At 54.4% G+C, this 11,382-nt stretch carries 9 protein-coding genes; 6 read left to right on the top strand and 3 right to left on the bottom strand.

The window, feature by feature from the left end; all coding sequences use genetic code 11:
- Positions 1–857: 857 nt before the first annotated feature.
- Complete coding sequence (locus AAIL66_RS07010; RefSeq protein WP_012838519.1) at positions 858–1,202, bottom strand: DUF4148 domain-containing protein; 345 nt, start codon at positions 1,200–1,202, stop codon at positions 858–860.
- Positions 1,203–1,499: 297 nt separating this feature from the next.
- Here AAIL66_RS07010 and AAIL66_RS07005 point away from each other — a divergent pair, with 297 nt between their 5' ends.
- On the top strand, positions 1,500–1,784 hold the full coding sequence (locus AAIL66_RS07005; RefSeq protein ID WP_003055071.1) for a heavy-metal-associated domain-containing protein: 285 nt from the start codon (positions 1,500–1,502) through the stop codon (positions 1,782–1,784).
- A 40-nt stretch (positions 1,785–1,824) separates the two neighbouring features.
- On the opposite strand, the gene AAIL66_RS07000 is transcribed toward AAIL66_RS07005, so the two are convergent.
- Together AAIL66_RS07000 and AAIL66_RS06995 are read right to left on the bottom strand one after the other, a co-directional pair.
- Positions 1,825–3,228, bottom strand: coding sequence for a heavy metal sensor histidine kinase (locus AAIL66_RS07000; RefSeq protein WP_066483269.1), 1,404 nt, complete (start codon positions 3,226–3,228; stop codon positions 1,825–1,827).
- Positions 3,229–3,912 carry a heavy metal response regulator transcription factor gene (locus AAIL66_RS06995; protein ID WP_003052290.1) on the bottom strand — a complete coding sequence of 228 codons (684 nt, stop codon included), beginning with the start codon at positions 3,910–3,912 and terminating at the stop codon, positions 3,229–3,231.
- A 365-nt stretch (positions 3,913–4,277) separates the two neighbouring features.
- Between AAIL66_RS06995 and AAIL66_RS06990 the strand changes: the two genes are divergently transcribed.
- From AAIL66_RS06990 to AAIL66_RS06970, 5 genes are all read left to right on the top strand, one after another.
- The gene (locus AAIL66_RS06990) at positions 4,278–6,167 is read left to right on the top strand and encodes a copper resistance system multicopper oxidase (protein ID WP_343496341.1); all 1,890 of its coding nucleotides are present in this window, start codon (positions 4,278–4,280) and stop codon (positions 6,165–6,167) included.
- A gap of 25 nt (positions 6,168–6,192) precedes the next feature.
- The gene (locus AAIL66_RS06985) at positions 6,193–7,164 is read left to right on the top strand and encodes a copper resistance protein B (protein WP_343496340.1); all 972 of its coding nucleotides are present in this window, start codon (positions 6,193–6,195) and stop codon (positions 7,162–7,164) included.
- 110 nt (positions 7,165–7,274) lie between these two features.
- The gene (gene copC, locus AAIL66_RS06980) at positions 7,275–7,661 is read left to right on the top strand and encodes a copper homeostasis periplasmic binding protein CopC (protein ID WP_343496339.1); all 387 of its coding nucleotides are present in this window, start codon (positions 7,275–7,277) and stop codon (positions 7,659–7,661) included.
- Between the two features lie 4 nt (positions 7,662–7,665).
- Positions 7,666–8,592 (top strand): copper homeostasis membrane protein CopD, encoded by a 927-nt coding sequence (gene copD, locus AAIL66_RS06975; protein WP_343496338.1) that lies wholly within the window; start codon positions 7,666–7,668, stop codon positions 8,590–8,592.
- A gap of 284 nt (positions 8,593–8,876) precedes the next feature.
- Positions 8,877–11,381 carry a heavy metal translocating P-type ATPase gene (locus AAIL66_RS06970; RefSeq protein WP_343496337.1) on the top strand — a complete coding sequence of 835 codons (2,505 nt, stop codon included), beginning with the start codon at positions 8,877–8,879 and terminating at the stop codon, positions 11,379–11,381.
- Position 11,382: the final 1 nt, after the last annotated feature.

Raw genomic sequence — 11,382 nt, 5'->3', positions numbered from 1 at the left:
GTCGACGGAGTGATCAGACTCTGAGTCTGAGAGTAGAGAGAAAAAGAGGGTCCGGAGGCGGTCGAACCTCCAAGGTGATGGGCCAGGACACTGCAAGTGCAGCATCAAATTCGAGCACTAGCGGCAGCTCCAACACCTGCACGATGGCAGGTAATGACGCCACGGGCAGTTTGACTGCTTCGAAGGTCACATCCGGGGCATTGGTGTACTGATGACACAGAACCGGTTGCTGTTGGTCCATACCTTCGCATGGTATGCCGGCCTCCATCCTGGCCGTCATTGCATCAACGCCTTCCTCCTGTGGGCAGACGTAACCCGCCAACGCCAGCTGTGCGAACAGCAGCGAAAGCACCACAAGGACTGCGGTGGATAGGCGGTGAATGCGACTTCGTAGCATGGCAGCAGTTAGTGTAGTCAATCTACCAGGGGTACGCGGTGAAGGCCATACGTTGCTACCGATCTTTAAATGCTACAGATCTTCGGCAAGCCAGTGGTTAACTCGCATCCTAGGAGCAAACGCTACAGCTGTGTCTGAAGGAAGCGCGACACCGTATGCACAACTCAGTTCTGAAGAAGGCGGTGTCCTGTCCCATCCTCAAGTTAATGGATGAGGAAACATGCAATGTGATGCTCGGTAGCGATATCCGCCTCGGTGAGTCCGCGCATCGTTGAACCCAGTGTCGCCCCCCTAAGTGATGATTGCGATCATCTGGGCCGAAATTCTTCCGGGAAATTTGTAGTTCGCTCAAGCTGATGCTCTACATGCAGAGGCCTCTGTTGCTTGAGGCCTCTGCGGTAGATCGGAACAAAAATGCAGGAAAGAGCTGCATCCGCGATGCATGCGTCTTTGATGGAGATCAGCCTGCAAATGATTGGAGGCGAGCATCTCGCGCAGCTGGCGATTCATTACGCGTTTCGTTGATCACTTGCTCGCGGGTTTTGCTCGATCCTGTCTCGGGAGTTCCACGTGGGAAATTGCTTTCACCGTAAGAAAGGCGGCCCTGCTTCATGGCGGCTTCAGTCTCTGCCTTGACTTGAGCTCGGGTTTTCTGGCTTTCAAAGTGCTGCGGATGCACGATCACGCCTTGTTCATTGTTGGCTGGATGCTCGTAGGCTGCAGAGGCCATTCCAGGAAGAGCCAGGGTGACAACGGCAGCAACGCTTGCGAGTACGGAGGAAATGGAGATGCGGTTTTGAGACATGGTTGGCTCCTAAGACAGTTGATGAACACATCTCCTGGACCTTGATCAAGGTGAGGAGAAGATGGGTTGATCTTAGGAATCGGAGCCCAACAAAATCAGGTCTGTCCGGTGACATTGTTGTCAGCTTTTTCGCGGCAGCTCTTACCCCAAATCTGCACACCAATAAGCCCAAAGCGAAAAGTGAAGACCAACGTAGTGGACGTACACAGCGTGCTCCAGTGCTTGTGCAGACAGATGCTTGACATTCACATCATGTGAAGGATGAAACTTTAGCCACAAGCTTTAAAGGAGTACGTAATGGCTATTTTTCGCATCAATGACATGAAATGTGGTGCCTGTGCCGCGCGGATTCAGCGCTCCATTTTGGCGATCGATGATGAAGCAAAGATCGGAGTGAATGCGCGAGATAAAACGGTGCAAGTCTCTGGCGATCTGAGCGACGCCGACTACATGTTGGCCATCCAGACCGCTGGATACACTCCAGAATTATTGGCGTTAGCCGAAGCCGAGCAGGCAAATGCTGAGAAGCCGCAGACGAAATGCTGCGGCTCAACTTCAGCAAAGACATCTTGCTGCGGATAGTGTCTTCTTGCTTTCAAGAAAAGCCTGTTTTCTGATCTGCTTAGGAAGTCGGCTGCGGAGTGGGGAATTTCAAGGTGAAGCGAGTTCGTCCATCGGCTGAAGTGGCGGTAATGGAGCCTCCATGAGCTTCGGCAATTGCTCGGGTGATGGCCAAACCCAATCCGCTACCGTCTGAGTCCGGATGAGCCCTGGAAGGGTCAGCTCGGTAGAAGCGGTCAAATAACCTGGGCAGGACTTTGGGATCAATGTCCTGCCCTGTATTTTCCACAGTGACAAGTGTCCAGGAAGCTGCGGTCTCAATGTCGATGGTGACCATGCCTGCATGCGGCGTGTAGCGCAAAGCATTAGATAGCAAATTACTCACAGCACGATGGAACATCAGTCGATCACCATCAACGAGTCCATCGCCTTTTAACTTCAAATGAATTTGCTTTTCTTCAGCGACAGCCTCGTAGAACTCCAGCAATGCATACGATTCTTGCTGTGCCGAAAATTGCTCCTTGCGCGGCAGGCTTACGCCCCGTTCAGTTTTGGCCAGAAAAAGCATGTCTGACACCATACGAGCCAAACGCTGAAACTCTTCGGCATTAGAGGCAAGAATGTCTCGGTATGTCGCGGCGTCACGCTTGGATGCCAGCACAACCTGAGTCTGCGTCAACAGGTTGCTGATGGGCGTGCGTAGTTCATGGGCCAGATCAGACGCGAAATCTGTCAGTCGCTGAAAATCGTCCTGCAACCGATCCAGCATGCGATTGAGCTCATGCGCCAAATCGGCCATTTCTACGGGTACAGCCTCGACCGGCATGCGTTCACTCATCTTCTGTCCCGTCACAACGGCCGCACGTGATTTCATCTCTCGCAGCGGTGCCAGCCCTTGTCGAGCGGCGAGCCAAGACAGAAGTGAGCACAGCAAAATTGCTGCGATCACATAAATGGCAAAGCTTGTGCGAATTCCGTTGAGGAATTGAATGTGATGCTTGGTGTCTGCTGCGATCAGTACCTTTAATGGTGACGGTGCGTAGGCCGGTAGCGTCTCAAAGCTCAAGATGTGGAATTCTGCGTCTGCATGCCGCCACACCCCAAACGATCCTTCCTTGTCGATAGAAGCCGAGTTGCGATCCGGCACTGCAAAGCCGGATGCGGGCGATTGAAATACGGTTTCTCCTTGGGCATCTTTCACCTGGACTTGAAGATCCTCGTGATAGTTCAGTGCCTCATTTAAACGCCAACGAGCATCATCGACCGACTTGGTGTTCTGGAGAATTTTCTCGATCAAATGGCGCTTGTCCTGAAGCGTCATTCGGTCCAATTCCACGAAATGCTTTTCTGTAACGACTAGGAATAGGCCGCCTAGACCTAGCACTACGGCTGCCGCAACAGCCGTGAAAAATAGTGCTAAACGGCTCGTTAAAGAGAGCTTTCCCTTGCGAGTGAGACGCTGCACCTATTCCTCCTCAGGGACTTCAAGCACATAGCCCATGCCCCTTACGGTCTGGATCAGTTTGATCGAGTGGCCTTCGTCAATTTTGACTCGCAGACGGCGCATGGCCACCTCAATGACGTTGGTGTCGCTGTCGAAATTCATGTCCCATACCTGCGATGCGATCAATGAACGTGGCAGCACTTCACCATGTCGGCGCATCAGCAACTCTAAGAGTCCGAACTCTTTGGCTGTGAGGTCAACACGTTTGCCATTGCGAGATACGCGGCGACGCAGCAGGTCTAGTTCGAGATCTGCAACAGTCAGAGTAGTACCTTCGTTGGCCGGATGTCCACGTCTAAGAATGATGCGAACTCTGGCGAGTAGCTCTGCGAACGAAAACGGCTTTACCAGGTAATCATCTGCGCCGAGCTCTAGTCCTTTGACACGGTCCTCGACATGGTCCCGTGCAGTAAGAAACAGGACCGGCATATGTAGTCCCCGATCACGCAGAGACTGGAGCACCTGCCAACCATTGAGGCCCGGCAGCATGACGTCCAAGATCACCAAGGAGTATTCACCTTGCAAAGCCAGATGTAAGCCGTCTGAGCCATTTGGGACGAGGTCAGCAATGTAGCCAGCCTCGGTCAGTCCTTGGCGCAGGTACTCACCTGTTTTAGGCTCATCTTCGACAATCAAAATCCTCATGTACTCGCTCCGCTGCAGTGGACGATCAAGAGTGTGCCGAGTTTGGTGCCCTCTGACATGAAGATAAGAAAAATGTAATGTTCCTGAAATCCTGGCGATAGAAAGGCTTAACACGGCCTTGTTGTTCCCTCCTGGGAAGTCGTCAATCGTGGCGAGCAGCGTGAGCCTCCCGGCTACAGCGAACGCTTTTGTGGATAGACGCCCCCAGTCGCACAGAACATGACGCGAGCATTACATGAATGTAATGCGTGAGTCACTCCATCGAAATTCAGCGCGCCCTAGCATATTGAACATATCGAGCGCTTGTTGTTTCAGGCAGCGCCGCCGACAACGAATTTCTTGAAAGCTCTGGAGGATTTCACCTTATGCCGCGTCATTCGCCATTTTTTGTCACTCCCACTCAGGGGTTCTCTCGTCGGCGCTTCGTTCAGGGACTGGCCGCAGGAGGCGTGCTGGCGGGCTTGTCAACGCAGTCGCTCATGGCATTCGCGCAGCAGAGCTCAACAGTCCGTGGGGCCGCTCCGGTGCTGAAGGGTAACGAGTTCGATCTGGTGATCGCCGAGTCCGCCGTGAACTTTACAGGCAAGCCTGGCATGGCGACAACGATCAATGGATCGCTTCCTGCACCAACCCTGCGCTGGCGAGAGGGTGAGACGGTGACGATTCGCGTCACGAACAAGCTTCGCGAGGCCACTTCTATTCATTGGCACGGCATTATCTTGCCCTACCAAATGGACGGAGTTCCGGGCATCAGCTTTGCGGGCATTCCTCCTGGGGAGACCTTCACCTACCGTTTCAAGGTTCAGCAAAGCGGTTCCTACTGGTATCACTCACATTCAGGCATGCAGGAGCTCACCGGCATGTATGGAGCAATCATCATCGATCCCGCAGGACCTGAGACTATCCGTGCAGATCGTGACCATGTCGTGCTCTTCTCTGACTGGACTGACGAAGACCCCATGCGTGTTTTCGCAAAGCTCAAGGTTCAGGGCGACTACTACAACTACAACCAGCCCACGGTCTTTGATTTCTTCCGTGATGCATCGCGTGATGGCGTGTCAGCGGCATTAGACAAGCGCAAGATGTGGAACGAGATGCGCATGAACCCAACGGATCTAGCCGACCTCTCTTCTGCGACCCTGACCTACCTCGCAAATGGCGTCACACCTGCCGGCAATTGGACTGCTCTTTTCCGTCCGGGCGAGCGTGTCCGACTGCGCATGGTCAACGGCGCGGGCAATACCTTCTATGACGTACGTATTCCGGGTCTGAAGCTCACTGTGGTGCATGTGGACGGCGTCGACGTAGAGCCTGTGACTGTCGATGAATTCCGATTCGGCCCTGGCGAAACCATAGACGTGATTGTCGAGCCACGTGATGACGCCTATACGATCTTTGCTCAGTCGATGGACCGAACAGGCTACGCACGCGCTACGTTAGCAGTGCGCGAAGGTCTGCAAGCTCCTGTCCCTGCACTCGATCCCGTCGAATGGCTGGGTATGAGCGACATGATGGGCGCCATGAGCCATGGCACTGCCGGAGCCGACATGGAGATGACCGGCATGTCTGGGATGACCGGTATGTCTGGCATGACGGGCATGGCCGGGATGGCTGGTATGTCGGGGGCAATGGCCGGCATGGATCATGGTGCGATGGGCGGCATGAATCACGGTGGTATGGCGATGGACCATAGTCAGCATGCCATGTCTGCTGGGGGCTTGGCAGTGCCCAGCACCACCGCACGCCATGCTCGCACTGAATATGGCGCAAGAACAGATATGCGAGTCGATATGGCCCGCACCAATCTCGACGATCCAGGTATTGGTCTGCGCAATAACGGCAGACGGGTGCTGACCTTGGCAGATCTGCATACACCTTCAGGTCCGATGGACTCGCGAGGTCCTGGACGAGAGGTCGAGTTGCACCTGACGGGCAATATGGAGCGTTATTCCTGGTCTCTTGATGGATTGGAGTTCGGGCAATCAACGCCTGTTCACTTCCGTCACGGTGAGCGTTTGCGGGTCATCCTGCACAACGACACCATGATGACTCACCCTATGCACTTGCATGGGATGTGGAGTGAACTGGAGAGCCCTGATGGTCGATTCCTCGCCCGTCGACACACCTTGCCAGTACAGCCTGCACAACGAATCAGCTTCTTGGTGACAGCAGATGCTTTGGGCCGCTGGGCATGGCATTGCCACCTGATGTTCCACATGGATGCAGGCATGTTCCGCGAAGTCGTAGTGTCTTGAACAAACCTCACAAGGAAGATCAAAAATGTCCAAAGCACTCCCCATTCGTGCATTGTCCACTGCGTTCCTCGCTCTGGTGAGCATTGCGGCCCAGGCGCAAAGCGACCATTCATCGCATGGCCAAGCGGATATGCAAATGGAAGCACCGGCAAGCCCTGCCACAACCGCAGCTGATCCACATGCAGGTCATGGTGCTATGACTGGCAGCGCTGCAAGCGGCCCTGCGATGGATCACGGCAGCATGCAGATGCAAGGGGGATCCGCACCTCCAGATGCTCGCGACCCTCATGGGTATTCCAATGGGTTGACCTTGGGATCGGGCGATTACGCGGTGCCTGGCGTCCCGCGCTTGATGCTTGCGGACGAGCATACCTTTGCCTCGCTGCGTGGTGAGACCCTGGAACGCCGTTTTTCACGCAGAGGTGATGATTCAACGGCCTATGACTTGCAAGCATGGTATGGGACCTCATACAACAAAGCTGTCTTGAAGGCAGAAGGTGACGTCGCCAAAGGAAAGCTCGAAGAGTCTCGCACCGAACTGCTATGGAGCCGTGCTGCCACAACCTATTGGGATACACAGCTTGGTCTGCGCTTAGACAACGGCGTGGGACCTAGCCGTCAATGGCTGGCATTTGGTGTACAGGGCCTAGCCCCCTACTGGTTCGAGCTGGAGGCCACAGCCTATGTCGGCAGTGGCGGCAGAACTGCGCTTCGCCTCAATGCAAGCTACGAACTATTGCTGACACAGCGCCTGATCCTTGAGCCTAGGGCTGAAATGCAGTTTTACGGCAAGGATGATCCAGAGCGCCATATCGGCAAGGGCCTAGCCGAAGCATCTGCTGGCCTGCGACTGCGCTACGAGTTCAGCCGTCAGTTCGCTCCATATATCGGAGTGGAACGTGCGGGAAGTTTCGGGCGAACCGCTGATCTCGTTCGTGCAGAAGGTGGCCGTGCTCAGCAAACACGTTGGGTGGCCGGTGTCCGCTTCTGGTTCTAGCCTGGCCAATTTCCCCTTCCTAGTTGGCGCGTCCTTGGGGGTGCCAACTCTACAGACCTAGATTCGACATCTATTTTCAAACCACCATCACACTTAGATAGGAGTCTCTCATGAACCGCTCAAACCTGGTCGCTAAGTTCATTGCGCCAATTGCCGTAACGCTGTTCGCTTCCGCAGCATTTGCGCATCCTTCGTTAGTCTCCTCCTCTCCTGCGGATAAGTCGCAGGGCGCGGCACCTGCCACGATTGAGTTGAAGTTCTCTGAGACGCTGGTTCCTCAGTTCTCGGCTGCGAACTTGGTCATGACGGGGATGCCCGGAATGCCAAATCACGGCGCCATGAAGGTCAGCGCAAGCGTCTCTGGCGCTAGCGATGGCAAAACCATGGTCATTACTCCCGCTCAGACGCTTCAACCCGGTGCCTATCGCGTGGATTGGCGTGCAGTGTCGTCAGACACACACCCTATCAATGGCAACGTCACATTCCAGGTGAAGTAAGCAAATGGCCGAGGATTGGTTCACCATCGTATTGCGCCTTGCGCTTTATCTGGACATGGCAGCGGCCTTTGGCGTCGCCATGTTTGGCGTTTATGCCCTTGGCCATGACGAGCGATCCTTGGCAATTGCGCGCTGCTATCGAATATGTGTCGGTGCATTTGCAGCATTCGGAATTGGGCTGTCCGTGGTCAGCATGACAGTCCTTGCCAAGGCGATGTCCGGTGCGCAAACATATGCCGAGTTATCAACACATGTTTTCGAGATGCTCATCACCGGCACCCACATGGGCCTTGCTTGGTGCATTCGTATTCTTGCGTTGGTGCTTTGCATCTTGATCGCATTGGTGAAATGCAATCCAACGTTGCGCTTTGTTGCCATGTCCGTATCTAGCGGTGTGGCACTGGCGACCCTGGCATGGACTGGTCATGGTGCGATGGACGATGGAATGCGCGGATACATCCACCTGGCTTCGGACATCTCGCACCTCTGGGCTGCAGGGGCATGGGTCGGTGCGTTACTCGCCTTTTTGATCTTGGCCGTATCGAGTGCGAATAAGGCATCAAACACAGTAGCAATATTGAGCCGAACATCAAATGGCTTCGCCCAGGTCGGGACGCTGATCGTGGTCGTTCTGGGGATCAGTGGTGTACTCAACTACGTGTTGATCGCAGGGCCTTCGCTTGATCCGCTTGTTTCGACACTCTATGGTCAGTTGCTGTTAGGCAAGCTAATGCTGGTTCTCGGAATGCTTGCTTTGGCTTCGGCAAATCGGTTCCGGCTAAGTCCAAGTCTGGAGGCATCGTTGACCTCTGGAAATCATGCACAAGCAGTCGCTAAGCTACGCCAGAGCCTGTTCATGGAAGCAACACTGGCAGTTCTGGTTTTGGCGAGTGTGGCTTGGTTAGGGATTCTTTCGCCAAAAGGAATATGAACCTTTAGATCACCCACCGACAGCTGACACGGGGACTGCACACGGAGAGGAAGGGTGCATCGCTTCGGAGGATCCATGCTTGGATGATCTCCGTGTCATGTAGTCATGACAAAGCCCACCTCAACCCCAGAATCATTTCTTGGATTGAGATGGCCACAAGCACCGTACTCAGGTTGCGGTACCTCAGAAGAGGTGGACAGAGTTATTTCTCAAGCAGATTCTGGCTTGACATTCACATGGTGTAAGAGCCAAGGATCGATCCAACATCGCGAAGGGCCATCTGCATGCAACATCATCAGCATCGATCTTCTTCAGAATCAGTTGAGTTGGAAAACACCAAAACTGACGCCGAGCCTCTGCTGGATCCTGTTTGTGGCATGACTGTCTCTCTACAGTCGCCCCATCGGATAGTTCACGAAGGACGGATCTATCGCTTCTGCAGCAACGGTTGCCAGCAAAAATTTGCTCATGGCCCCGCGCAATTCATATCGAGTCACGAGCAGGCTGATCACGCAGGAGGGGACACAGTCTATGTATGCCCAATGCATCCTGAAGTCCATCAATATCATCCGGGGCGCTGCCCAAAGTGCCAAATGCATTTGGTGCCTGAGGCCCAGTTGTTCAGCTCGCACGAACATGCCCATGTGACTGCAAGTCATTCAGATCAGAAATCGTTTGATGACTCCGGCGTGGTTCCGGCCGGAACGATCTATACCTGCCCGATGCATCCGGAGGTCCGGCAAGATCATCCCGGAAACTGCCCCAAGTGTGGAATGACTCTTGAGCCACTGATCCCAGTTGGAGAGGAGGACAACAGTGAGTTGCAAGACTTCCAACGGCGATTCTGGTGGACGCTGCCACTCACGCTGATTGTTACCACTCTGGCCATGTTCGGACACAAGTTCGGCTGGTTCACTATGCAGACCCAAACGTGGGTCGAGTTGACACTTTCCCTGCCCGTGGTGCTATGGACGGGCTGGCCCTTTTTTGTTCGAGGCTGGCAGTCAATCATCCACCGCAGCCCGAACATGTGGACGTTGATCAGCTTGGGATCGGGAGCCGCCTTTGTCTACAGCCTCGTAGCGACGCTGGCACCCGACGTGTTTCCCGACTCGTTCGTATCCATGGGTCGTGTAGCGGTTTATTACGAGGCAGCGGTAGTCATCATTTCTTTGACCATGTTGGGGCAGATCATCGAACTGAAGGCTCGTTCTCAAACCTCGGCCGCTATCAAATCATTGCTTAGCCTAGCTCCTAAGACGGCAAGGCGTATCAATGCAGATGGCAGTGAGGAAGATGTTCCACTCAGCCACGTGCATGTCGGAGACCTGCTGCGCGTACGTCCAGGCGAGAAAGTACCCGTGGATGGCATTGTCACGGAAGGTCAAAGCGCCGTTGATGAATCGATGCTCACGGGCGAGCCAATACCTGTGACAAAGCGCGTTGACGACAAACTGATCGGCGCCACACTCAATACGAGTGGAGCTCTGATCATGAGGTCAGAAAAGGTGGGGGCTGCCACCATGCTTTCCCAGATCGTTCAGATGGTTGCATCGGCCCAACGGTCGAAGGCACCGATGCAGCGAATGGCCGACGTAGTGGCTGGAAAGTTCGTTCTGGTTGTCGTGCTAGTCGCTGTAGTGACCTTCTTCGTCTGGGGCGTTTTTGGCCCGGAGCCCAGTTGGGTGTTTGGGCTGATCAATGCCGTCGCGGTACTCATCATCGCCTGCCCATGCGCGCTAGGTTTGGCCACACCCATGTCAGTAATGGTTGCCACAGGGCGCGCTGCAGAACAAGGCGTTTTATTCCGTGACGCAGGCGCCATCGAGAAAATGCGTGAAGTGGATACGCTCATCGTAGATAAAACGGGCACCCTGACAGAAGGTCGGCCTGCATTCGATAAAGCGATTCCTGCTCCAGATTTCACGGCTGACGAAGTTTTGAGGCTTGCCGCTAGCTTGGATCAGGGTAGCGAGCATCCGCTTGCGGATGCCATCGTCCGAGCTGCACGCGAACAAGGCTTGCAACTCGCTAAACCTGCGGACTTCGATTCCGCCAGCGGTATTGGTGTACGTGGAACCGTTGAGGGGCGGCGCTTGGCATTAGGCAACACCGCACTGATGGCTCAAGAAGGCGTTTCTGTATCTTCCTTGCAAGCGGACGGAGAACGCCTGCGAGGAGAGGGTGCAAGCATCATGCATTTAGCTGCTGATGGGAAGTTCGCAGGCATCCTGGCAGTAACAGACCCTATCAAAGCTAGCACTTTGGATGCCATTCAAACACTTCATGCAAGCAGCTTGCGAATTGTCATGGCAACGGGAGATGGTCTGACCACAGCCAAGGCTGTTGGTGCCAAGCTTGGAATTGATGAAGTCCATGGCGAAGTCAAGCCCGCCGACAAGCTAGCTCTCGTGGAGCGATTGCAAAGTGAAGGCCATGTGGTTGCCATGGCTGGTGACGGGATCAACGATGCGCCAGCCTTGGCAAAAGCTGATGTAGGTGTAGCCATGGGAACAGGGACTGACGTAGCAATGAACAGCGGTCAGATCACGCTGGTCAAGGGTGATTTGCGTGGCATTGCCCAGTCTCGTGAAATCTCAACTGACACAGTGCGCAATATGCGACAGAACTTGCTGTTTGCCTTCATCTACAACGGAATTGGTGTGCCAATTGCAGCGGGAGTTCTGTATCCGTTCACAGGGTGGCTTCTGTCGCCAATGATCGCGGCACTTGCTATGAGCCTGAGTTCGGCATCTGTGATCTTCAATGCACTGCGTTTAAGAAGATAGC

This window comes from Comamonas sp. F1-6, from assembly GCF_039581415.1.
GTDB lineage: Bacteria > Pseudomonadota > Gammaproteobacteria > Burkholderiales > Burkholderiaceae_C > Comamonas > Comamonas thiooxydans.
This window is presented reverse-complemented; position numbering and strand designations above follow the sequence as displayed.

Bases quoted from the DNA above. Each gene is read 5' to 3' on its own strand.
- AAIL66_RS06995 (WP_003052290.1), bottom strand. From the start codon at position 3,912: ATGAGGATTTTGATTGTCGAAGATGAGCCTAAAACAGGTGAGTACCTG.
- AAIL66_RS06990 (WP_343496341.1), top strand. From the start codon at position 4,278: ATGCCGCGTCATTCGCCATTTTTTGTCACTCCCACTCAGGGGTTCTCT.
- copC (WP_343496339.1), top strand. From the start codon at position 7,275: ATGAACCGCTCAAACCTGGTCGCTAAGTTCATTGCGCCAATTGCCGTA.
- AAIL66_RS07005 (WP_003055071.1), top strand. From the start codon at position 1,500: ATGGCTATTTTTCGCATCAATGACATGAAATGTGGTGCCTGTGCCGCG.
- AAIL66_RS07010 (WP_012838519.1), bottom strand. From the start codon at position 1,202: ATGTCTCAAAACCGCATCTCCATTTCCTCCGTACTCGCAAGCGTTGCT.
- AAIL66_RS06970 (WP_343496337.1), top strand. From the start codon at position 8,877: ATGCAACATCATCAGCATCGATCTTCTTCAGAATCAGTTGAGTTGGAA.
- copD (WP_343496338.1), top strand. From the start codon at position 7,666: ATGGCCGAGGATTGGTTCACCATCGTATTGCGCCTTGCGCTTTATCTG.
- AAIL66_RS06985 (WP_343496340.1), top strand. From the start codon at position 6,193: ATGTCCAAAGCACTCCCCATTCGTGCATTGTCCACTGCGTTCCTCGCT.